Here is a 23,049-nt window from a genome sequence, read left to right as displayed (position 1 = left end):
CTCGTCAGGCCATCCGGACCATGTATGTCGTGACCCTTCTGTCGGCGCGCCGGGATCCGCGCGTCAACCGCACCCTGGCCGAGGAAGCCGCCGGCGAGATCGGCGAGGCCGAGACGATCTGGCTCGAACCGGACGTCGCCTGCGATCTCGTCACGCAGGAGCCGCTGGATGCCGGCACCCGCAACCGGCTTCGCGAGCTGGCCGCCAGCGCCGCCGTGGATTGCGTGGTGCAGGAGCTTCACGGGCGGCGCAAGCGGATTCTGATCGCCGACATGGACTCCACCATGATCGAGCAGGAGTGCATCGACGAGCTCGCCGACGCCGTCGGCATCAAGCCGCAGGTCGCCGCGATCACGGCGCGCGCGATGAACGGCGAGATCGCCTTCGAGCCGGCGCTGCGCGAGCGCGTGGCCCTCCTCCAGGGTCTTCCGGTCACGGTGATCGCCGACGTCATCGCCCGCCACATCACGCTGGCCGAGGGCGGCGCCACGCTGGTGCGCACCATGGTGCGCGAGGGCGCGCACACCGCGCTCGTCTCCGGCGGCTTCACGGCCTTCACCTCGGTGATCGCCGAGCGGCTCGGCTTCGTAGAGAACCGCGCCAACACGCTGATCGTCGAGGGCGACCGGCTGGCGGGCAAGGTGGCCGAGCCCATCCTCGGCGCCGAGGCCAAGCTCAAGGCGCTGCACGAGATCGCGAGCGCGCACCGGCTGACGCCAGCCGATGCGATCGCGGTGGGCGACGGTGCGAACGACCTGCCGATGATCCTCGCGGCCGGCACCGGCGTCGCCATTCACGCCAAGCCGACGGTGGCGGCCAAGGCGCCGCACCGGATCGACCATGGCGATCTCACCGCGCTTCTCTTCCTGCAGGGCTACAAGGCGAGCGAGTTCGCGGCGTGACGCTGGAGGGCCTGCGCACCGAGCGCCTGCATCTGCGCCGCTGGCGGGAGGAAGACCGACCCGTCTTCCACCGGCTCAACAGCGACGAGGCGGTGATGGCCTTCTTCCCGTTCCGCCGCACACAGGCCGAATCCGAAGCGGCGATGGACCTCTGGAACGAGAGCCTCGACCGCACCGGGCTGCAGTTCCTCGCCGCCGAACGGCAGGCGGACGGCGTGGTCGTCGGCATGTCGGCCTCGGCGGCGTCGAGGGTGCGGGCTACCCGTTCGCGCCGACGGTGCAGATCGGCTGGCGTCTGCTGCCGGAGGCTCACGGCGTCGGTCTTGCTACCGAAGGCGCACGCGCCTGCCTTCGCCACGCGTTCGAGCGCCTCGACCTTCCCGAGTTGGTGTCCTACTGTGTGGTCGAGAACCGCGCCTCGGAGGCGGTGATGCGGCGCATCGGCATGCGGCTGGCCGGTCGCTTCGACCACCCGAGCGTCGATCCGCAGACCCATCCCCATCTCGTTCGCCATACGCTGACGCGCATCACCGCCGAAGAGTGGCACGCGGCCAACGGCTGAAATTTGGCGTCGGGGAGCCCGTCGCTCGGTCGCCTCAGCCGCTCGGCACGCGAGCGTCTGGAAGCCATCCTCGCCGCCTGCCCTCTCAGTCGATCGGCAAAACGACAAAGCGCAGGTCGCCGTTCTTCTCCGCCATCAGCAGCAGGGCGTTCTTGCGGCCGTCGCTCTTCAGCTTCGCCAGCTTGGCGCGCGCATCCGCAGCATTCTCCACCGCCTCCTGCGCGATCTCCTTGATGACGGCGCCGGGCTCGATGCCCTTTTCGGCCGCCGCCGAGCTCGGCGTGACCTCTTCCACCACCACGCCGGTCAGATCGGCCGCCAAATCATAGCGCGTCTTCAACGCGTCGCTCATGTCGGAGAGGCGCAGGCCCAGCACCGGCCCGTCCGCCGGCGCTGCAGCCTCCGGCGTGGCCGCGTCCGCATCGTCGGCCGCGCCTTCGGCCTCGGCCATCTGCTTCTCGCCGTCCTCCAACCGCCCGAGCGTGATCTGAATGTCCACCGGCCGCAGCGGCGCGTCGACGCTGTCCTTGCGCAGAATACTCAGCGTCACCGACTTGCCGACCGGGCTCTCGGCGACGATTCGCGGCAGGTCGCGCGAGGTCGGCACCTCGCGCCCGTCGAAGCGGCGAATGACGTCTCCCACCTCGATCTGGCCGTTGTCGGACGGGCCGTTCGGCACGACGCCCATGACGATGGCGCCCTTGGCATCGGGCAGCCCCAAGCCTTCCGCGATCTCGTCCGTCACCTCCTGCAAGCGGATGCCGAGCCAGCCGCGCCGCATCTCGCCGAACTCGCGAAGCTGCGCCACCACGCTTTCGGCGAGCAGCGAGGGAATGGAAAAGCCGAGGCCGATCGAGCCGCCTGTGGGCGAGATGATCGCCGTGTTGATGCCCACGACGTTGCCATACATGTCGAAGAGCGGGCCGCCGGAATTGCCGCGATTGATGGCCGCGTCCGTCTGGATGAAATTGTCGTAGGGGCCGGCGTTGATGTTGCGGTTGCGCGCCGAGACGATGCCGACCGTCACCGAGCCGCCGAGGCCAAACGGATTGCCGATCGCCATCACCCAGTCGCCGATCCGCACCTCCTCGCTGTTGCCGAAGGCGACCGCCCGCAGCGGCGCCTTCGGCTCGACCTTGAGCACGGCGAGATCGGTCTTCGTATCGACGCCGACCACGGTGGCGTCGAGCTTCGAGCCGTCGGCGAAGTTGACGCTGATCTCGTCGGCGTCGGCGATCACATGGTTGTTCGTCACCACAATGCCGGCCGGGTCGATCACGAAGCCCGATCCGAGCGACTGGACGCGGTTCGACCCGTCACCCTCGTCGCCGTCGAGGAGATCGTCGAAGAAGTCCTGCAGAGGCGAGCCGTCGGGCGCGTCGAGCTTCGGCACCGGGGGCGGCACGTTCGCGGCCCCTTCCACCTTTTGCGAGGTCGAAATGTTGACGACGGCGCCAAGCAGTCGATCAGCGAGATCGGCGACGGATGCCGGGCCCGCCATGCGCGGCTGCGCCGAGCCCGGCGCGACCGGCGGCGCACCTTGCACGACGCCTGGTGTGATGCTCGCCGCGGCCGGTGGCTGCGGCGCGATCGGCTGGTTGCCCGTCGGAGGTTGGATCACGCCCTGCGCGTGGACGGGAAGCGCCAAGCCGGCGGCGACGGTCAGCGCCAACGCGGCCGTTCCGGTGGCGGAGCGGAAACGGGCGGATCGACGGGGGCGGATCTCGGTCATCGGAACTCCTGCTTCGCACCGGTCGGAGCCGCCCGTGTCGCCCTCCACCGGAGGGCCAGCGCTTGATTCGGCTGTGCCCGCATGGCGAGCGTTCCCTGCGACGCAATCCGATAAGTGCGACCGAATCAAGGGCCGGGGCTCGCACGCGCGCAAGGGTGATCGCGGCGCGACGCGATGTCTCGGGCCGCGAAAAAACCCACCGGACCTTTCGGTCCGGTGGGTGAGTGCCTCCTGCCAAGTGCAGAAGTGTTAGTTGGCCGGTGCGACAGCCGGTGCGGCGGTGTCAGCCGCGGCGGGCGGAACCGGCGCAGGAGCAGCCTCGACCGGAGCCGCGGGTGCCGGAACCGGCGGAACCGGTGCCCCAGCGCTCGCAGCCGGGGGCGAAGCCTGCGCAGCGGCAGGCCCCCTCGCCGCCGGAGACGTGCCGCCCGTGCCGTCCTGTCCGTCGAAGTAGCGGAAGAACTGCGAGTCCGGCGACAGGAGCATCGTCGTGCCACCGTTCTCCAGCGCCGTGCGGTAGGCCTGCATCGAGCGATAGAACTCGAAGAACTCGGGGTTGCCCTGATAGGCCGAGGCGAAGATCGAGTTGCGTTCGGCCTCGCCCTCGCCCTGTAGCACCTCCGAGTCGCGCCGGGCGCTCGCCAGCGTCTCCGACACGTCTCGGTCCGTCGCCGCTCGGATCTCGCGCGCCGAGACACGGCCCCGGGCGCGAACTCGCTCGGCCTCGGCCAGACGCTCGGCTCGCATGCGCGCGAAGGTCTGCTGCGAGACCTCCTGCGTCAGGTCGGTGCGCCGGATGCGGACGTCCTGCAGGTTGAGACCGAGCGAGGCGGCCTCCAGACGGATCTGGTCGCGAACCTCGACCATCATCTGCCCGCGCTCGGCCGAGAGTGCGGCCTGGAAGTTGCGCCGGCCGTAGACGCTGCGGATCGCATCCTCGAAGCGCGTGCGAAGGCGCTGCTCGGCCTGCGTTACCGAGCCCGACACCGTGCGACGGAACTTATAGGCATCGTCGATGCGGTACACGAGAAACGCGTCGACGAGGTAGAACGCGCCGCCGGAGACCTGGACGCGGATGTTGTCGAGGTCGAGCCGGAGAAGGCGGTCCGGCAGGACCTGGATGTTGTCGGCGCCGGCGAAGGAGAAGGGCAGCTTGAAGTAGAGCCCCGCGTGGGGGACCGTGCGCTGGATCTCGCCGAAGCGGGTGACCACGGCTTGGTCGCCTTCACGCACGATGAAGACCGAATTCCAGAGAACGAAGAGGGCGACGGCGACGACGACGATCGCGCCGGTGATGCGATTGCTCATCGGTTGCCCCCCTGCGCGTTCGTCGAGGAACCGACCGCCGATTGTCCGAGCGAACTCGTGGCGTTCGACGGAACCGCGATCGTGCCCGAAGAGCTTCCGGCCGAGGGTTGGATGCTGCGGGTCGGCGCGTTGGTAGGGTTGACGGCGGCCGGCGCGTTGCCGGCTCGGCCGAGTTCGTTGAGCGGCAGGTAGGGCACGACGCCCTGTCCGCCTGCGGCGACGCCGTTGTTCATGATGACCTTATTGGACCCGCGCAGAACCTGCTCCATCGTCTCCAGATAGAGACGCTCGCGGGTGATCTCGGGAGCCTTCTCGTATTCGGTGAGGATGGCGGTGAAGCGCTGCGATTCACCCTGCGCTTCTTGGACGACACGGTTCTTGTAGGCGGCGGCGTCCTGGCGGATCTGCACCGCCTCGCCCTGCGCCCGGCCGAGCTGCTCGTTCTGGTAGAGGCGGGCTTCCTCGATGAACTGCGATTCGTTCTGCTCGGCGCGCTGCACCTCCTCGAACGCATCGGCGACCTCGGCCGGCGGCGCGGCGTCCTCGATGGTGATCGCGTTCACGGTGAGGCCGGAATTGTAGCTGTTCAGCGTGTCCTGCGTGATCTGGCGCACCGCCTCGGCGATGCCGGTCCGGTCGTTGCGGAACACGTCCTCCACCGGACGCCGGCCGACGACCTCGCGCACGGCGCTCTCGGCGACCTGCCGCAGGAGAGCCTGCGGATCCTGCACGTTGAACAGGTAGGCCTGCGGGTTGGTGACGGCGTAGAGAACGGCGAACTGAACGTCGACGATGTTCTGGTTGCCGGACAGCATCAGGCCGCTGCCGTCGCCGCGCTGGCCGCTGCCGATGGTAATCTGGTTCTCGGCTCTCGACACGGTCTCGACCGTCTCGAAGGGCCACATCACGAAATGCAGGCCCGGCTCGGAGAGCTCGGGGCGCGGCTTGCCGAAGAGCAGTTCGACGCCTTGCTCGTCCGGCTGCACGGTGTAGACCGCGTTCAGCAGCCAGACGACCGCAAGACCGGCGACGATCAGACCGCCGAAGGCGACGCCACTGGCTCCGCCGCCACCGCTACGACCGCCCCCGCCGCCCGGCATCGCGCGTCGCAGGCGTTCCTGGCCGCGCCGGAGGATGTCCTCGAGATCAGGGGAATTGTTGTTTCCGCCGGGACGCGGGCCTTGCGGTCCCTGGCCCCAAGGACCGCCGCCGCCGCCCTTTCCCGTCTGATTGCTCCAGGGCATGTATGTCCTTCCGATGGGAACCACGGGTGCGGCGCTCGCCGAGACCCGAAACGCGTCGTCGAACACCTTATAGGAACGGCCAAAATCCGTTTCAACGCGCGTGCGGCCATTTAGACACGGCGATACGATCACATGGTTATCATAAGCGCGACGGAATGTGTGTCGCCAACCCTGCCTGAGCCTCCTGACGTCGATGCTACAGCAGCTTCATCTGATCTAGGCTTAAGGCATCTGAATTCTTGACACCGACCAGATACGGCCCAACAAACCGCGCGAGCTCGGGCCTTTCGCGAATAAATTTTTCAACGGATTGAGATCTGAATTCTTTTCTTCTCTTCAAATAGCATTTGACATCGAATTCGCATTCGTCTGACAGACTTTTCGGATAGGAGACTGAACGGAACAACTGCCAGTCATTCTTGTTGAATTCAATATCAAATTTCGCGTCACCATTTATAGGACCGCACTGCACTTCAGTGACAAAAACCTTATTGATATAACTCGCAAGCGCGCGGTAGACATTTTCCCCGCCTACAACGAAGAATTGTTTTTTAAAATTTAAGATAGAATAATTATCAGCAAGATAAATAGCAGTCGAAACACTGTCGGCCCAAACTAAATTGGAAGAGTCAGCAAATTTAGTTCGTGAGAGAACGATGTTCATTCGCCTTGGAAGCGGCCGACCAACCGACTCAAAAGTCTTTCGACCCATGATTATAGCGTGACCTTCGGTCCGCCTCCGAAAGATATCGAGATCGGTTTTCAGACGCCACGGAAGGTGATTCTCAACGCCGATCACGTGGCTTTCTGCACTTCTTGCTACCACCGATGTAGCCGAAGGTAGGCGGACTCGCGGTCGATGCGACAAATCTGAACCCTCGACCAACGCAACGCGTCCCGATGCGCTTGCACAAGCGTCATTCTTGGACTTTCGAGGCTAACGAACCCTTACCCGCGCCCTCCTACACAAATGCCTGCGAATCAACAACCACTCACATACCGGCGTTTAGACCGCCACCTTGGCCTTGATGGGCTCGTGGGCCTCGTAGCCCTCGATCGCGATGTCGTCGAAGGTGAAGGCGAAGAGGTCGCGCACCTCCGGGTTCAGCCGCAGGGTCGGCAACGCCAGCGGCTCGCGGGCGAGCTGCAGCCGGGCCTGTTCGAAATGGTTGGAATAGAGATGCGCGTCGCCGAGCGTATGGACGAAGTCGCCGGGCTGGAGGCCCGTCGCCTGCGCCACCATGGCGGTGAGCAGGGCGTAGGACGCGATATTGAAGGGCACGCCGAGGAAGATGTCGCCCGAGCGCTGGTAGAGTTGGCACGACAGCCGCCCGTCCGCCACGTAGAACTGGAAGAGGCAGTGGCAGGGCGGCAGCTTCATTTCGTCGATCATCGCCGGGTTCCAGGCGGAGACGACGAGGCGGCGCGAGTTGGGGTTGCTGCGGATCGCCTCCACCACGTCGGCGATCTGGTCGATGTGCCCGCCGTGATAGTCGGGCCAGGAGCGCCATTGCGAGCCGTAGACGGGGCCGAGATCGCCGTTCGCGTCGGCCCACTCGTCCCAGATCCGCACGCCGTTCGCCTGCAGATAGGCGATGTTGGTGTCGCCGCGCAGGAACCACAACAGCTCATGGATGATGGAGCGAAGGTGCAGGCGCTTCGTGGTGACGAGCGGAAACCCCTTCGCGAGATCGAACCGCATCTGGTGGCCGAAGATCGAGCGCGTGCCGGTTCCCGTCCGGTCTACGCGATCCGTTCCCTCGTCGAGAACCTTCTGGAGAATATCGAGATAGGCGCGCATGGAGGCTCCGAAGAGAACGGCGCGGCGAACCCGGCCCATCGGCGCGATAGATTCCCGAGCGTCGCCGCTCTGTCCAGCACCGAACGCCCCCGCCTTTCGCCAGGCTGACCGACGCCGCGACGGAGACCGCGGATTCGGGCTTTCCACCGCGACGGGGAATGCCTATATTCCGCGGGTCGGGGCTTGCCTCGACTATGGCGATAAACTGACGATGAAATAAACCATTCGGACCCGGGGGCGGTACCCGGCGCCTCCACCTGAGCCCATCCCCAGCGATGGGTTGAGGCGGGGGCGAAATAGGATCGACGAGGGTGTAAAGATCGGACTTTCGCTCGGCATGGTACCACCGTCATCGGGCTGTAAAAGTAGTTGCCAACGACAACTATGCGGAAGTGCGTCTCGCCGCGTAAGCGGTGCGATAACTTCGAATCAAGCCCTGAGGGTTCGCACTCTTAGGCGGGGCCCGGAGGCGCCTGGCAACAGAAGCCTCCACCTGTTTTTTATGCGCGGTGACGACCCGGTTGGTCGACGCGAAGTCCAGGACACCCGATGGGTCAGGATCTTATCCGTTACGATGTTCTGGCGCAGGACGCCCTGCGGGGCGTCATCCGCAAGGTGCTGAGCGAAGTCGTCAAGACGGGCCTGCCCGGCGACCATCATTTCTTCATCACGTTCCTGACCTCCGCTCCCGGCGTGCGGCTGTCGTCTCGCCTTCGCGAGAAGTATCCCGAGCTGATGACGATCGTCGTCCAGCACCAGTACTGGGATCTCTCGGTCAACGAGACGGCTTTCGAGGTCGGCCTTTCCTTTTCCGACATTCCCGAGCGCCTGCTCGTGCCGTTCAGCGCGATTCGCGGCTTCTACGATCCAGCCGTGAATTTCGAGCTCGAATTCGACGTGCGCGACATGGACGCCGCCAACTCGCAGGACGAGGACGCCCCGGCGCCGACCGCGATCGCACCCGTTCCCGCCTCGCCCGCGCCGGTCGCCGTGAAATCGGCGTCCAAGGCAGCAAAGTCCGCCGGTACGGCGAAGCCGGTCAAGGAGGCGCGGCCGAGCGCTGCGTCCGACGAGAAGGCGCCCGACGACAAGCCGGCGGAGAAGAACTCCGCCGACGTCGTGTCGCTCGACGCCTTCCGCAAGAAGCCCTGACGGCTCAAGTCGTGGGGGACCTCGTCAACCTTCGCCAGATCCGCAAGCGTGCCGCACGCGCGGCGGACGAGCGCAAGGCAGAGGACAATCGCATTCGGCACGGGCTGACCAAACGCCAACGCGACGATGCCAGCGTTGAGCGCTCGACTCAGGATCGCCGCCTCGACGGCATGCGCATCGTCCGATCTGGCGCCGAGTCGGGCGGCGTCGACGGCGAATGACCGTCAAACGGTCGCTTTCGATCCAGGGGCACCGCACCTCGATCAGCATCGAGGATGCCTTCTGGCAGGGCCTGCGAGACATCGCGACGCGAACGCGCCAGCCGCTTGCGGCGCTCGTCGCCGAGATCGACGCGGGCCGCGCGCCGGGCACCAACCTTTCCTCGGCGATCCGCCTACGCGTTCTTGCCGACCTTCAGGACCAGCCTCGTGCCCCCTCGCCGCTCGCGCCGGACACGACGCCCTTCTCCCACGTCTATCTCGGCGTTTCCGACCACGAGGCCGCGCGCGCGTTCTGGGCGCCGCTGGCGGCATTGCTGGGCTGGCGCGCGCGATTTCACGATCTCGTAGCCGGTTGGAGCGGGTGGCAGCCCAGCGGCGCCGACCGCCCGCTCTTCCTCATCGGCCGCCCGTTCGACGGACAAAATGCCACCGTCGGCAATGGCGCGATGGTCGCGTTCCTCGCGGCAGATCGGGAGACCGTCGACCAATGCCACGCGCTGGCCCTTCGCGCCGGTGGCGCCGACGAAGGGCCACCCGGCCTGCGCCCGCACTACCATCCTCACTATTACGGCGCCTATTTCCGCGACCTCGACGGCAACAAGATCTGCGTCTGCCATCATGGCGGACCATCCGAGACGAATGCCGATCCTGACTGAATCGAACCGCACGATGACGCACAAGGTTGATTCGCGAAGGTACCGAGCCGCTGCTTGATCATGCGCGGCGATGCAAACTCGCCCCCTACAAGGCCGTCCTTGCCGTTCGCCGAATTCTTACAATTCCTGCGGCGACTCAAGCGGTTCCCTACCACGTCGAAGCGACGAACCTCATGCAGGTTTGGGCGCGGTTGCGCCGCGTCTTCGAACGACGGGAGCGAGCTGGGCCGATAGCGACGCGTTGATCGGTGCGCGGACCACAAAGCGACCATCCGCAAGACGCCTACGACTGAATAGGGCGCGGGGTTGATGTCAGAACGCGTTGGGATCGCCGACGCCCGGCAGATCGGGGAAACCGCGCGACGGCGACGGAACTGCCGGCACGGCGGGCGAGTCCGCGCGAAAATCGAGGCGCGGGCCGGGGGCGCCGCCTTGAGCGGGCGACGGCGAGGTTTCCCGTCCGGACGGAGGGGGCACCACCCCGTTGGACAGCGTCCGACGCATGATCTCCTGTGCCGCCGCCTCTGCCGCCGCGGCGGCCTCCCGGTCGCGGACCGCCGCGGCCTGACGTTCGGTCTCGGCGGCCGCGGCAGCAGCGGCCTGACGTTCGGCTTCGACCTCGGCAGCCTCTCGCGCGTCCCGAAGGGCGTCGCGAAGACTTTGGCGTTCGCGATAGAGACGCGCCTCGCGCCGCAACCGCACGCTCTCGCGCAGGTCCTCCTGCAAGGCTTCCACACGTGCCTGCTCGCGCTCGTAGGCACGCGCCGCGAGATAGCCGACGAGCGGTTGCGCGTCGGCCGTCAGGCTGGGATCGCGCAGCGTGCCGCCCACGCGATAGGCGAGCGAGGGGGTTGTCGCGTCCGCGGCCGCGCCGGCGGCATCGTCCGAAGGTGGCAGCGAGAGGACAAGCGACCCGTCGAGCGCGGCCTGCGCCATCGCTAGCCGGACCTCGCCGGCCAGCGTCGCCGGTCCGTCGCGCAGGTCGATCGAAGGCACCCGCAGCGTCCCCGCCGCGACCGCGAACGGAAGCGTCGCGGTGCCGAGATCGAAACGCGCGGCCGGCGACGCAGCGGCGACCAGCGCCTCGACACTCTCGGCCGTGGGCGTGAAGCCATCGGCGTCCGCAGCCGGAAGGATCGCCGCCAAGAGATCGGGCCGCACGCCCCGCAGCGATGCGTCCTGCAATTCGATCGCCCCGTCGCCCGCCAGCGACGCGAGGAGTTCTGGCATGGAGCGCCCGCCACCCGCGAGGGTTCCCTCGATCGTCAGCCGACCGGTCAGGAGGTCGGCGGCGGGATCATCGCCAAGGGGGAAATTCGCCAGTCGCGCCTTCGCCTGAAGGCTCGCGGTGCCCGCGACATTGCGGAACGCGCCGGACCCGGTCAGTCGAGCGCCGGCGAGCGTCGCCTCCAGCCCATCGGCGCTCAGCGCGCCGCCATCCGAGATGAGGCGCGTGCGCAGGCCGGTCAGTTCCTCGGACAAACCGGTGACGCGATCGGCCGAAAGCGCCAGTGCGAACGGCCGTGCGGGAAGGAGGCTGGCGCCGAACGGCGTCGATGCCGCGTCCGGGTCGCCGTCGTCGAGACCGGTCAGAAGCCGCCAGAGCCATTCGCCCGACAATTCGGAGAGGACGACCTCACCGGCGACGGAAGCACCCGGCGTCGCGCGAAGATCCGCGTTCACGCGCGTGCCCGCCACCGTGCCGCTCGCATCGCTCAACGTCCAGCCACCCCGATCCCAGGCGAGGCGCGCGTTGAGATCGACTGGCAGTGCGTCGAGTCCCTGCCCCGCGGCCACCGCCAGCGCCGTGAGCCAGGGCGCGAGGTCGCGGCTGCGGGCCGACAGCCGCGTCGCGAACGTCGCGAGCCCGTCGGCCCCGATCGTCATCGTGCCGTCCGCTCCGATCGTGGAGCCCGGCGCGGTGAGGCGCAGGGAATGCGCGGTGGCGGCGTTCGGGGTGCCGGAAGCCTTCAGCACCAGGGTCAGCGGCGCGGGGGTCGCGACGCCGAGCGCAGGCAGGCCGAGCTGGTCGAGAAGCACGGCCGGCGTATCGTTCGCCAAGGACAGCTCCAGCCCGAAGCGCCCGTCGAGATCACGCGCCGCCAGGCCGTTCTCGACGGCGACCGCGAGGCCGACCTTCGTTCCCGCCGCGGTGCCGTCGAGATCGACCCGCAGCGCCGGCGCGCCGGCGCCGGGCTGCGAGGCCGCCGTGCCCTGCATCTGCAACGGCCCGAGCGTGGCGGCCGTGCGGCGGAGCGAGGCAAGGAGCGGACTGTTCGGCAGGCGCTCCTGCAGGAAGGCGATGAAGCGCCCGGGCTCGGCCGCCGAGACGTCGACGCTGAGATCGGGAGCGGGCTGCAAGAAAAGATCGGCCACCGTGCCTTCGAGATGCAGGTCGGCGCCCGCGAAACCGGCGGCGTCGAAGCTGGCGATGTCGAGCAGCCCGTCGTCCAGCGTGAAATCCGCCGAGACGTGTCCGACCTCGGTGTCGGCATAGCGCAGTGGATTGGCTTCGAACTGCATGTCGAGGCGCTCGCCCGGCGCGATGCCCGGCCCGCCCGCCGCGAAGGCGCCGAACAGGGCGGCGAAGGCGTCGAGTTCCACGCGCCCGCCATGGAGATCGACGGTGACGACGCGGTCCTCCGGTCGCAGCGAGCGCACGATCGAGCCGCTGAGCATCTGGCCGCCGAGATCGAGTTCGAGGTCGCGGAACGCCTGCGCGTCTTCAGCCAGATCCACCTCGGCCGAGAAGCCGGCGCGGTCGAGCCGCGCGATCGCCGGATCGGCCCCGCCGCCGGCCCAGCGCACGAAGGCGGCGGGCTGGCGCACGGCCAGGAGCATCGAGCCGCGAAACCGCGGCTCGCCCCGCAGCGTCGCGACGCCCGATGCCTCGAGAAGCGTGCGGCCGGGCCACTCACTCGACAGCGTCTCGATCGACCAGCCGTCGCCGGTAGGCGAACCCGCGAAGCGCAGGTTGCGGATCGCGGTATCGCCGAGCGTCACGAGCGGCAGCGACACGGCGACCCGTCCGGGGATCGAGACGGTGGGGATGCGGGCGAGCGCCGCTCGCAACCCCTCGACCCGCGAGGCCATCGACGGGGCCGCGCCTTCGTTCGATGGCGTGACGACCGCGTCGACGTCGAACTCCTGTCCTTCGAGGCGCAGGTCGAAATGCGGCACCGCGCCGAGATCCAGCGACGCCTCGCCCGTCGCGAGATAGGGCGCCGTGCCGCCGCCGATCGAGGCCTTCAGTTCGCGCGCGTCGATCGTGCTCGGCGTGATCCGCAGCCCACCTTCGAGCTGGAACGGCGGCGGTGCGGTCCCCTCGGGCCCCGGCGTCTCGCCCTCCTTCGGCGGCAGGGTGGACACGAGAAGGCGACCGTCGAGCAGCGGACGCTCGCCGTCGGCCGCCGCCAGCCCGTCGATCGACACGGCGAGGCCGGCGCGGTCCGACTGCGCGGTGACGCGCAGCGGCATCGATCCGTCGCCATTGTCGGCGCCCGTCGAGACCGTGAAGCGCAGCGGCTCGCCCGCGGCGAAGAGCGTGCCCTCCCCGGTGAAGGGTCCGCGCAGCGAACGTGCCGCAATCGTCGTGTCGACGTCGGTGAGGGCGAGCGTGCGGCCGGTGCGGGCGTCGCGAAGGGTCACGGCGCCGTTGCCGATCTCCAGGCGCTCCACCACCACCGGCGTGCTCGGCCCCGACGCGCTCGCACCGATCGGCCAGCGGATCTGCCCGTCCGCCCCGACCGAAAGGTCGAGCTTGGGCGATTCGATGCGCATGTCGAAGATGCGGATCTCGCCGGACAGATAGGGAGCGAGCTCGGCGTCCATGCTGAACCGGCGGACGGTGAGAACGGGTGCCGCCGGGTCGTCGCCGATCGCGACGTCGGCGAAGGTGACGGAGGGGAACGGCAGGATGCGCACCGAAGCGGCGCCGTTCACGACCACCCGCTGGCCGAGGATGCGCGAAGCCTCCGTCTCGAACGACGCCCGGTAGGCCGTCCAGTCCACGAAGCGCGGCCCGACCAAGAGAACGAGCAAGGCGGCCACGAGAAGGCTGCCGAGCACGATGAAGACTTTCACGGGCGACCTCCTTTCGCGGCAAGTCGTTGGCGCGACGGATTCGCCTTCGTCGGCGCGAGCGGTCGCCCGCCGACTTGAGCGGGAACGACGTCGCCTGTCGAGGGTGTTTGCCCCGCGCCAAACGAAGTCTTGCGAATTGGTGAACGCTCTGTGCCCGGCCCGCCATAACGGATCGACCGGGCGCCGCAGTTCGCCGGCAGCGAACGAGACGGTCGGCAACGGGCGTGCCGCGCGAGGTCGCATCCGGTCGTCCGTTCCCCTAGTGTTCTCCGAGGAAATCGCTAGATAGAAGCCGATGAACGATTCCAACGATCCGAGGGCGGCTTCGCCCGGTCGGCCCGCCGGGGCCGGCATCGCGGCCCGGGCCCTGGCGGCGCGCGGCGGTCCCGTGGCCGCCCCCCCCGCCGACTATCTCGCCGGCCTCAACCCCGAGCAGCGCGCCGCGGTGGAAACCACCGAAGGCCCGGTCCTCGTGCTCGCGGGCGCCGGCACGGGCAAGACGCGCGTCCTCACCACCCGCATCGCGCATATCCTCGCGACGCGGCGCGCCTACGCGTCGCAGATCCTCGCGGTGACCTTCACCAACAAGGCCGCCCGCGAGATGCGCAACCGCATCGGCCTGCTGGTGGGCGGCGAGGTGGAGGGCATGCCCTGGCTCGGCACGTTCCACTCGATCGGCGTGAAGATCCTGCGTAAACACGCCGAGCTCGTGGGCCTGAAGCCCAACTTCACCATTCTCGACACCGACGATCAGATCCGCCTCATCAAGCAGCTGATCCAGGCCGAGAATCTCGACGATAAGCGCTGGCCGGCCCGCACCTTCGCCAACCTGATGGACGGCTGGAAGAACCGGGGGCTGACGCCCGAACACATTCCCGAAGGCGACGCGCGGGCCTTCGGCAACGGTCGCGGCCGCGAGCTCTACCGCGCGTATCAGGCCCGGCTTCTCAGCCTCAACGCCGCCGATTTCGGCGACCTGCTGCTGCATCCGATCGCGATCTTCCAGAACCATCCGGACGTGCTCGCCGACTATCACCGGCGCTTCCGCTACATTCTCGTCGACGAGTACCAGGACACCAACGTCGCGCAGTATCTCTGGCTGCGCCTGCTCGCGCAGTCGTCGGAGGCGCGCGTCGCCGAGGGCATCCGCACGGTCAACGTCTGCTGCGTGGGAGACGACGACCAGTCGATCTACGGCTGGCGCGGCGCCGAGGTCGACAACATCCTGCGTTTCGATAAGGATTTCCCTGGCTCTACGGTGATCAGGCTGGAGCGCAACTACCGCTCCACCGCCCATATCCTCGGCGCCGCCGCCCATCTCATCGCCCACAACGAGGACCGCCTCGGCAAGACGCTCTTCACCGACTTCCACGACCCCGAGCACGAGAAGGTGACGGTGAACGCCGGCTGGGACTCGGAGGAGGAGGCTCGCGCCATCGGCGAGGAGATCGAGCAGCTGCAGCGCAAGAGCCATGCGCTGAACGACATGGCCATTCTCGTGCGCGCCTCGTTCCAGATGCGCGAGTTCGAGGATCGCTTCGTCACGCTCGGGCTCAACTACCGCGTCATCGGCGGCCCGCGCTTCTACGAGCGGCAGGAGATCCGGGACGCGCTCGCCTATTTCCGCTGCGTCTGCCAGCCGGCGGATGATCTCGCCTTCGAGCGCATCGTCAACACGCCGAAGCGCGGCCTCGGCGACGCCGCGCTGAAGCTCCTGCACGAATACGCTCGCGCCAAGACGATGCCGCTGATCGAGGCGGCCGGCGATCTCGTGCAGGGCGACGAGTTGAAGCCCCGCCCCCGCGCGGCGCTGGCCGAGGTCGTACGCAATTTCGCGCGCTGGTCGAGCCTGCTGCCGACCATGCGCCACACCGACCTCGGCGAGATGATCCTCGACGAGAGCGGCTACACCGAGATGTGGCAGGCCGACCGCTCGGCCGACGCGCCGGGGCGGCTGGAAAATCTCAAGGAACTGATCCGCTCCATGGACGACTATGAGAGCCTTCCCGGCTTTCTCGAACACATCGCCCTGGTGATGGATGCAGAGCAGAACGCCGAGACGGACGCCGTGTCGATCATGACGCTGCATTCGGCCAAGGGTCTCGAATTCGAGACCGTGTTCCTGCCGGGCTGGGAGGAGGGTCTCTTCCCGCATCAGCGATCGCTCGACGAGGGTGGACGCTCCGGGCTGGAGGAGGAACGGCGCCTCGCCTATGTCGGCATCACCCGCGGCAAGAAGCGCGTGAAGATCTGGTTCGTCTCGAACCGCCGCATTCACGGCATGTGGCAGTCGACCATCCCCTCGCGCTTCCTCGACGAGCTGCCGGAGGACCATGTCGACGTGCTCGAACCCTCCACCTCCTACGGTGGCTATGGCGCCGGCGGCATGGGCGGCTACGGTGCCTCACGCTGGGATCAGAACGCCTTCTCCGCTTCCTCCTACCAGACGCCGGGCTGGCGCCGGGCGCAGGCCGCGGGCGGCGGCGGCTCCACCTATGCGGGCGGGCGCGGACAGGCGATTCGCTACGGCGAGGGCGGCGTCGCGGGATCGGAACCGGCGAGCCGCACCGCCTCGAAAGCCGACCGCTACATCTCGCGCGACGGCAGGCCGGTGGGCGAGACCGGATTCGACGAGCCCGCCGCCCCCACGTTCGATCGCTCGGGCTTTGCCGGCAAGCTGACGGACCCGCTCTCCGCCAACCGCTCGCGCGGCTCGAACATGCCGGCGCGTAAGGGCGGCGGGCTCTACGCTTCGGCTCGTGCCGGGGGCCCGCGCGACATCGAAGGCTCGCTCGTCGCAAAATCCGTCGCCGACGAGGAGAGCCGGTTCACCGTCGGAGACCGGGTGTTCCACCTCAAGTTCGGCAACGGAACGGTGGCGTTGATCGAGGGCAACAAGCTGACGGTGGACTTCGACCGCGCCGGCCAGAAGCGCGTGCTCGACGGGTTCGTCGAAGCGGTGTGATATCGGCATCGCCTCGGCGATGGTCCCCCGCATGCCGGGACCACGCCGGGTCGATGCGGCGTTCATCCGTCACCGTTCGGCGTTGAAGCGATCTCTCAGCGCCGGGTGCCGCGCAGACAGACTTCGGGCATGCTCGGCATTCGTTCGGCGTCGCGCCCGATCCGATTGTGTCAGCTGCATGGGCGGACGCGGTCACCGCTGGCGTTCGGCATCGAGCCCGGTCTCGATCTCGCTCTCGCTCTCAAGGCGACTACCGCAGTGCCCGCCGACTGCTATCGCCATGCCTCACTTCGGACCGAACCGATTTCTCCGAGTGGGTTCCAGGGCGTACAAGCCATGGCGATGCGTCCTGCGGAGGCCGACCGCGCGGCATACTTCCGAGAAACCGTCCGATGGGGCCGCTCAGACGACGGCGAGCAACTCGTGCACACGCCGCAGATACGCCTCCAACTGATGCGCCTTGGCCTCGGCCTCCGTCGCGCGCTGCTCCATGCGCTTCTCGCGCATGTTGGCCTCCCACTCGTGATATTCGGCGTCGCGCGTCGCCGCTTCCGAATGGGTGACGCGGTCTTCGGCCAGCTTCAGTCGGTCTTCGAGCGACTGGATGTGGGCCTGGAGCCGATGCTGGTCTTCGGCGGCCCGGTCGGCCAGCGCCTTGGACTGCTTTTCGAGTTGCAGGAAGCGCTTCTCGTAGGCCCGGATGGTGGCGGCGGCGCGCTCCACCATCGTCAGCGTCTTCGTCCAGTCGCCGCCGCCGAGTTCGGCGGGCATCGACACCTGCGAGAGCGCGACCGAGCGACCGACCGATCCCTCGCCGCTCTCCTCGCTCTCGCCGACGCTGCGCAGGTTGCTCGACGTCTCGCCGCCCCGAAACATGTCCCCGAGATCAGCCACGGATCCATCGAAGACCGATGGTCGCAGGCCGTTTCCAAGCCGATCGTCGTGCCGCTCCCGGTCGTCCCGCAGCGCGCTCATGCGGGGTTGCCCAGATCGCCGTTCGCGAAGGCCGCGCGGAGTTCGGCCTCCGCGTTGTCGTCTCCCGCGACGACCCTGGCGAAGCTGCCGACGATCGCGTCGTGCATCTTGGCGAGCCAGGCCTCGGCCTCTGCCGCGCGCGCCTCGGCCGTGCGAGCCCGGGCTTCGGTCTCGGCGAGACGCAATTCGGTCTCGTCCAGCTGCTCCTGCAGGGTGCGGATGTCCTCGCTGGCCCGTTCGGCGTCGAGCCGGTGCTCGATCTCCATCTCGGTCGCGCGCTCGTCGCGAATGCGGATCGCCTCGCTCGCTTCGCGCACGAGGTCGAGCGCCGCCGACCAGTCCCGCTTGCCGGAATCGGACGGGGGCACGAGCACGAAGCCCGAATCCGCCCGTCCGGCGTTGGCCGGATGATCGACCACGCTCTGGCGCAGGCCCATCCCGATCTGCTCGCTGGCTCCGTTGACCATGCTCTCAATCCCTCACGCCGCCTTGTGGAAGATCCCGCCGCCGCGGATCTTCAGTCGTTTCTCTCCGGCGCCGTGAAGGGCCGGACGTTGGAGACCCGCTCTTCACGAATCGTCTCGCCGTCGTAATCGTTCCCGCCGCCGTGGTCGCCCTGGCGCACGCGCGTGGCGCGCTTCAACGTCTCGTTCTGCCGTTGCAGCGCGGCCCGGCTTTCGCGCGCGATGTCGAGGGCACCCTGCGCCAGAGTGCGCTCGGCCTTTTCGTTCTGCAACTCCTCGATGAGGCGGCGGTTCGTCGCCTCCAGCGCCAGCCGGTCCTGCTCGAAGCGCAGCGTCAGTGCCTCGACGCGATCGGACAGGTTGTTGGCGCGCGTCGTCACGCTTTCGAGCGAGGCGTCCTTGGCCGCTAGCGCCTTCACGAGCATGTCGCAGCGGTTCTCGAGATCCGAGCGGTTCTTCTGCGCGTCGCCGAGCTGCGCCGCCAGTCGCGTGCCCTCCGTCTTGAGGCTTTCGAGGCGACGCTCGAAAGTCGAGCGTTCGGCGATCGCCTCCTTGTTGGCGCGCTCGGCCGCGCGCATCGTCTCTTCGCGCTCGCGCAGCTGGTGGCGCACCTGCGCGAGGATCTGGTCGGTCGCCGCGAGACGGGCGGTCAGCGCCTCGATCTTCATGGCCGAGCTCGACCGCTCCGTCTTCAGAGCCGAGAGATCGACTTCGTGCTGCGCGCTCACCTTCTGCCGGGCCGACTGCTCGCTCGCCAGTTGCGCTTCGAGCGAGGCCACGAGATGGAGATTGTGGTCGAGCTGCTGCGCCATGTCCTCGGCGCGAGCATTGACGGTGACGATGTCGGCCGACTGCTCCTCGGCCAAAGCCTGCAGGCGCCGGTTCTCGCCGTCGAGGAGATGGCGCTGCTCGCCGATTTCCGCGAGCAGGCGTTCGGCCTCGCTCAAGGCCTGATCGGAGATCTGCGCCTCGGCGCGAAGCGTCTTCACCTCGAGCACCAGCGACTGGTTCTGCTCGACCTCCGACAGGAGCTGGCGCTCTAAGGCGTTGGCGTGCGTGGTCTTTTCGCGCAGCGTCAGCCGTTGCTCGTCGAACGAGGTCTCCTGCTCGCGCAATAGGCTTTCGAGCCGCGAGACGCGGGCGTTCGCGGTCGACAGGTCGCTGGCGGTCGCCGAGTAGCGCCCGAGCAGGCCGTCGACTTCACGGCGCAGCGCCTGCCCGCTGTCCATCTCTTGCGCCAAGAGAGCTTCGAGCTCGAGGATCCGCCCCTTCGAGCGCGGCAGCTCCTCCGCGATCTCCTCGATGGGATCGATGAGCATGGTGAAATCGTCGGTCAGCGTGCGCAACTCGCCGAGCCGCTCCGACATCTCGCTGATGCGAACGCGCAGCATCTCGTTGCGCTGACCGATGCCGTCGAGCGGGGCATTGGCCGATCGCTGCAGACGCGACGGGCTCTCGGACGGTAGGGGCGAGGTCAGCTCCCGCTCGGCCGTCTTCGTCGCCGCGCGGTCTGGCTCGCGCCGGAAGAAAAACGACAACGGCGAGCTCATAGACGCTCCGACTCCTCGTTCAGGCCCATATTGCAACCTGTTGTAGCCGATCCCACTCCTACGCGACACCGTTTACGAAATCTAAATCAAGTTTTCCGCAACGGGATGGAAACAGGGAACATCCGGCCTCGTCGAGCGCCGCCGCCACCACGTCGACGGCAGCGAGCGTGCTGCCCCTCGCTCACCACAAGGTGATGCCGGCAGCTGCATGAGACTTTCCGCCGATCCTTCGTTCAGGAACCGTTCATCGGAGAGCGGGTTTGATGGACAGGACGATAAGTGAACCGGAGGTTCTCATGCAGTTTCCCCATTGGATGGGCGGCAAGATCCTGGCCGGCGCTCTGGCGCTGACCCTTCTGCCCGCCGCCCTGCCCTCGCAGACGCCGCTCGTCGGCGTCACCGCCGCCCATGCCCAGTATTATGGTGGCGGCTATTACGGCGGCCCTCGCCATTACCGCGACCGCGGCTTCTACCGCGGCTATCATGGCGGCCCGCGCTATTATGGTGGCCGTCACTACGGCCATCGCCGTGGAAACGGCGGCGCCGCTCTGGCCGGCGCGATCGTGGGTCTCGGCGTCGGTGCCGCCATCGCCAGCAGCGCCCAGCCCCGCTACTACGAAGAGCCGCGCTATGCCGCGCCGGCCTATCGCGCCCGCCCTTGGACGCGCGACTGGTACCGCTACTGCGCGGCTCGCTATCGCTCGTTCGATCCGGGGTCCGGCACGTTCCAGCCCTACAACGGGCCGCGCCAGCTCTGCCGCTGATCCACCCGCCACATGGACCGAAGGCCGCGCGATTGCGCGGCCTTTTATCGTTCGGGAACCGAAACGGCACGAGCCCCTTTTCCGACCATGCGCAACCGAGGGCGGTGACATGGGTTGGAAATCGAGTGGTCTTTCCTTGGCAATGGCGGCGCTGATCGGCGCCGCGTCCGCCCTTCCTGCCTCGGCCGGCGAGTATCTCGGTCTCGATCCCTACAATCGCCCGATCTTCGCCGAGCCCGGCCCCTTCCCCGTCGTTCCCAGCCGCGTGAGCGGCCCGCACTATCGCCGCACCGTCGGGCAGTTCGGAGGCCCGAGCGTCGCCGGGCCACTCTATTACGCGGAGCCGGCCCCACCCGTCAGCGGCTTCTATCGGCCAGACCCGGCGGTGGAAGCCGGTTCGATCCTCGCATTCGACAGCGATTCGGCCTTTGCCCGCGCCGAGCGCACAAGCGGACGCTTCGACGAAGCCTATGCCGGCCGCCGGCCGCCACCATTCAGCGCCGAATGGTATCGCGATTGCGCTGCGCGCTATCGCTCCTTCGATCGCGACAGCGGGACCTTCCAGCCCGATCGCGGACCACGCCGCCTCTGCCGCTAGGCTTGGGCGCCGACGTTCAGGCCGCCGACAATGGTCGCGTGACCTCGTCCAACCAAACGCGATCGTCGGGCGACAGAAGAGGGCCGACGACGCGCCGAACCTCCTGATGGTAGCCGTCGAGCCAGGTGATCTCCTCGCCTGACAGCAGATGCGGCTGCATCGCGCGGCGGTCGATCGGCGCGAAGGTCAGCGTCTCGAAGCCATGCATCGGGGCATCGCCGTCGTCGATCGATGTCGGCGCCTCGACCAACAGCAGGTTCTCGGTGCGGATGCCGAAGCGCCCCTCGGCATAGTAGCCGGGCTCGTTCGAGACGATCATCCCCTCTTCCAGCACCGCCATGCCACGCCGCGAAATGGACTGCGGGCCTTCGTGCACCGCGAGAAACGAGCCGACACCGTGGCCGGTCCCGTGGGCGTAATCGCAGCCCGCCCGCCAGAGCGCGACGCGCGCCAGCGGATCGAGGTCGAGCCCCCGCGTTCCCTTCGGAAAGCGCGCGGTGGAAATGGCGATCATGCCTTTCAGCACCAGCGTGAACTTTTGCCGCATCTCGTCGCTCACCACGCCGATGGCGACGGTGCGCGTGATGTCGGTGGTCCCGTCATCGTATTGTCCGCCGGAATCGATGAGGAACAGTTCGCCCGCCTTGAGCGTGCGGTCGCTGACGCGGTTCACCCGGTAGTGCGGCAACGCAGCGTTCGGTCCCGAGCCGGAGATCGTGTCGAAGGAGATGTCGCGCAGCGGCATGCCGTCGCGCTCGCCGAACGTCCGGCGGATCGCCTCGAGCTTCTCGGCCGCGCCGATCTCGGTGACGCTGCCCGGCGGCTGCCGGTCGAGCCAGGCGAGGAAGCTCGACACCGCCGCGCCGTCGCGCCGATGGGCGCTGCGCGAACCCGCGATCTCCGTTGCGTTCTTGCGGGCGCGCGGCAGGCGGGCGGGGTCGCCCTTCTCAATGAGCGTGCCGCCGGCCGCGACCACGATCTCGCGCAGCCGGTCGGCCGCGAGCGCGGGATCGAGCATCACCGCGCGACCCTTCGCGAGGCCCGCAAGCCGGCCCTCGAAACTCTCCGGCGCAGCGATCTCGGCAAGTTGGCTCAAGGCCTCTGCGACCTCGCCGGACAGCTTGTCGCCGTCGACGAACAGCACCGGGCGCCCCTCCACCGGGAGCCAGGCGAAGGAAAGCGGCAGCGGCGTGTGCGGCACGTCGGAGCCGCGGATGTTGAAAGCCCAGGCGACCGAAGCGGGATCGGTGAGGATGCAGGCCTCGGCGCCCGCGTCGCGGATGGCATGGCCGAGATCGGCGAGCTTCTCTGCCGCCTCCCGCCCCGCGCGGGCAACCGGATGCAGCCGGATGGCGCCCTTCGGCGGCAACGGCCGATCCTGCCAGCACTGGTCGAGCGGGTTGCGATGCAGCGGGACGAGCGCCCCACCGATCTCGGCAAGCCCCTTCGTCAGCGCAGCGACCTCGCCCATCGTATGCAGCCAAGGGTCGAAGCCGATGCGCAGCCCCTTCGCATGCGCCTTCAGATAGTCGGCGACGGGCGTCTCGACCGAACTCTCCGGCGTGAAGGCGGCGGGATCGATCTGCGCGCGCACCTGCACGGTGTAGCGCCCGTCGGTGAAGACGACGGCGCGATCGGGAAGCACCAGCGCCGTGCCGGCCGAGCCGGTGAAGCCGGTGAGCCAGGCAAGGCGCGCTGCCGAGGGCGGGATGTACTCGCCCTGGTGCTCGTCGGCGCGCGGCACGAGGAAGCCGTCCACCCCGGCCTCACTCAGCGCGAGGCGAAGTCGCTCGAGGCGCGAGACGCTCTGGCTGGCGTCGGAGGTCTCGTCGAAATCCTGAAACATCACGTCCGATCCTTCTCGTCCGGCGATCGTGCCTCCAGTCCTTCGGGATGCACAGCCACCATCGTCGTTTTCCTGTCTTTCAGGACTGGGCGGCGGCGGCAAGTCTTCGCCGAGCCGCGGACCGGGCGCCCGGCCGCCGACGGAAGGCGCAAAATCGAAGGGCCGAAGACCGGATCTGCGAACCCACGTGCCTTTGACAAAAGGCATGTTTACCCTTACGCAAACG

Annotated in this window: 18 protein-coding genes, 1 other RNA gene and 1 pseudogene; 10 read left to right on the top strand and 10 right to left on the bottom strand. The window is 68.0% G+C overall.

The window, feature by feature from the left end; translation table 11 throughout:
* Positions 1–20: 20 nt before the first annotated feature.
* From serB to GGR04_RS11470, 3 genes and pseudogenes are all read left to right on the top strand, one after another.
* On the top strand, positions 21–902 hold the full coding sequence (serB, locus tag GGR04_RS11475) for a phosphoserine phosphatase SerB (protein ID WP_183200033.1): 882 nt from the start codon (positions 21–23) through the stop codon (positions 900–902).
* Positions 899–1,075, top strand: a pseudogene (locus GGR04_RS23955) (GNAT family N-acetyltransferase); the annotation flags it as partial. The gene serB and the pseudogene GGR04_RS23955, both read left to right, overlap by 4 nt.
* Positions 1,076–1,179: 104 nt before the next feature.
* Positions 1,180–1,464 (top strand): GNAT family N-acetyltransferase, encoded by a 285-nt coding sequence (locus GGR04_RS11470; protein ID WP_312857441.1) that lies wholly within the window; start codon positions 1,180–1,182, stop codon positions 1,462–1,464.
* An 85-nt stretch (positions 1,465–1,549) separates the two neighbouring features.
* Here GGR04_RS11470 and GGR04_RS11465 read toward each other — a convergent pair whose 3' ends face one another.
* The 5 genes from GGR04_RS11465 to GGR04_RS11445 all read right to left on the bottom strand — a co-directional run bounded on the left by GGR04_RS11465 (position 1,550) and on the right by GGR04_RS11445 (position 7,549).
* Positions 1,550–3,196 carry a Do family serine endopeptidase gene (locus GGR04_RS11465; protein WP_183200032.1) on the bottom strand — a complete coding sequence of 549 codons (1,647 nt, stop codon included), beginning with the start codon at positions 3,194–3,196 and terminating at the stop codon, positions 1,550–1,552.
* Between the two features lie 249 nt (positions 3,197–3,445).
* Positions 3,446–4,504, bottom strand: coding sequence for a protease modulator HflC (gene hflC, locus GGR04_RS11460; RefSeq protein ID WP_183200031.1), 1,059 nt, complete (start codon positions 4,502–4,504; stop codon positions 3,446–3,448).
* Complete coding sequence (gene hflK, locus GGR04_RS11455; RefSeq protein ID WP_183200030.1) at positions 4,501–5,748, bottom strand: FtsH protease activity modulator HflK; 1,248 nt, start codon at positions 5,746–5,748, stop codon at positions 4,501–4,503. The genes hflC and hflK overlap by 4 nt, the downstream gene beginning before the upstream one ends.
* Positions 5,749–5,944: 196 nt before the next feature.
* Positions 5,945–6,574 carry a dihydrofolate reductase gene (locus GGR04_RS11450; protein ID WP_312857445.1) on the bottom strand — a complete coding sequence of 210 codons (630 nt, stop codon included), beginning with the start codon at positions 6,572–6,574 and terminating at the stop codon, positions 5,945–5,947.
* A gap of 180 nt (positions 6,575–6,754) precedes the next feature.
* Positions 6,755–7,549: a thymidylate synthase gene (locus GGR04_RS11445; RefSeq protein ID WP_183200028.1), complete on the bottom strand. Its 795-nt coding sequence runs from the start codon at positions 7,547–7,549 to the stop codon at positions 6,755–6,757.
* Between the two features lie 136 nt (positions 7,550–7,685).
* On the opposite strand from GGR04_RS11445, the gene ssrA reads away from it, so the two are divergent.
* From ssrA to GGR04_RS11425, 4 genes are all read left to right on the top strand, one after another.
* Positions 7,686–8,043, top strand: a transfer-messenger RNA (tmRNA) gene (gene ssrA / locus GGR04_RS11440).
* A 55-nt stretch (positions 8,044–8,098) separates the two neighbouring features.
* Positions 8,099–8,701, top strand: coding sequence for an SspB family protein (locus GGR04_RS11435; protein ID WP_183200027.1), 603 nt, complete (start codon positions 8,099–8,101; stop codon positions 8,699–8,701).
* Positions 8,702–8,712: 11 nt separating this feature from the next.
* Positions 8,713–8,922 (top strand): DUF4169 family protein, encoded by a 210-nt coding sequence (locus GGR04_RS11430; RefSeq protein WP_183200026.1) that lies wholly within the window; start codon positions 8,713–8,715, stop codon positions 8,920–8,922.
* Positions 8,919–9,578, top strand: coding sequence for a ribbon-helix-helix domain-containing protein (locus GGR04_RS11425; RefSeq protein ID WP_183200025.1), 660 nt, complete (start codon positions 8,919–8,921; stop codon positions 9,576–9,578). The genes GGR04_RS11430 and GGR04_RS11425 overlap by 4 nt, the downstream gene beginning before the upstream one ends.
* A 312-nt stretch (positions 9,579–9,890) precedes the next feature.
* On the opposite strand, the gene GGR04_RS11420 is transcribed toward GGR04_RS11425, so the two are convergent.
* On the bottom strand, positions 9,891–13,661 hold the full coding sequence (locus GGR04_RS11420; protein ID WP_183200024.1) for an AsmA family protein: 3,771 nt from the start codon (positions 13,659–13,661) through the stop codon (positions 9,891–9,893).
* Positions 13,662–13,956: 295 nt separating this feature from the next.
* Here GGR04_RS11420 and GGR04_RS11415 point away from each other — a divergent pair, with 295 nt between their 5' ends.
* On the top strand, positions 13,957–16,626 hold the full coding sequence (locus GGR04_RS11415) for an ATP-dependent helicase (protein ID WP_183200023.1): 2,670 nt from the start codon (positions 13,957–13,959) through the stop codon (positions 16,624–16,626).
* Positions 16,627–17,028: 402 nt separating this feature from the next.
* Here GGR04_RS11415 and GGR04_RS11410 read toward each other — a convergent pair whose 3' ends face one another.
* The 3 genes from GGR04_RS11410 to GGR04_RS11400 form a co-directional block, all read right to left on the bottom strand.
* Complete coding sequence (locus tag GGR04_RS11410; protein ID WP_183200022.1) at positions 17,029–17,520, bottom strand: hypothetical protein; 492 nt, start codon at positions 17,518–17,520, stop codon at positions 17,029–17,031.
* Between the two features lie 77 nt (positions 17,521–17,597).
* Positions 17,598–18,068 (bottom strand): hypothetical protein, encoded by a 471-nt coding sequence (locus GGR04_RS11405; RefSeq protein ID WP_183200021.1) that lies wholly within the window; start codon positions 18,066–18,068, stop codon positions 17,598–17,600.
* A gap of 50 nt (positions 18,069–18,118) precedes the next feature.
* Positions 18,119–19,615, bottom strand: coding sequence for a chromosome partitioning protein ParA (locus GGR04_RS11400; protein ID WP_183200020.1), 1,497 nt, complete (start codon positions 19,613–19,615; stop codon positions 18,119–18,121).
* 296 nt (positions 19,616–19,911) lie between these two features.
* Here GGR04_RS11400 and GGR04_RS11395 point away from each other — a divergent pair, with 296 nt between their 5' ends.
* Together GGR04_RS11395 and GGR04_RS11390 are read left to right on the top strand one after the other, a co-directional pair.
* Positions 19,912–20,379, top strand: a complete 468-nt coding sequence (locus tag GGR04_RS11395; protein ID WP_246393118.1) for a BA14K family protein — start codon at positions 19,912–19,914, stop codon at positions 20,377–20,379.
* 109 nt (positions 20,380–20,488) lie between these two features.
* Positions 20,489–20,977, top strand: a complete 489-nt coding sequence (locus GGR04_RS11390; protein ID WP_183200019.1) for a BA14K family protein — start codon at positions 20,489–20,491, stop codon at positions 20,975–20,977.
* Positions 20,978–20,993: 16 nt separating this feature from the next.
* Here GGR04_RS11390 and GGR04_RS11385 read toward each other — a convergent pair whose 3' ends face one another.
* The gene (locus GGR04_RS11385) at positions 20,994–22,826 is read right to left on the bottom strand and encodes an aminopeptidase P family protein (protein ID WP_376769856.1); all 1,833 of its coding nucleotides are present in this window, start codon (positions 22,824–22,826) and stop codon (positions 20,994–20,996) included.
* Positions 22,827–23,049: the final 223 nt, after the last annotated feature.

Origin of the sequence: Aureimonas pseudogalii (genome assembly GCF_014196835.1) — a bacterium.
In the GTDB taxonomy this organism is placed as follows: Bacteria; Pseudomonadota; Alphaproteobacteria; order Rhizobiales; family Rhizobiaceae; genus Aureimonas; species Aureimonas pseudogalii.
The sequence above is the reverse complement of the archived record's forward strand: the minus strand, read 5'-3'. Positions and strand labels throughout refer to the sequence as shown.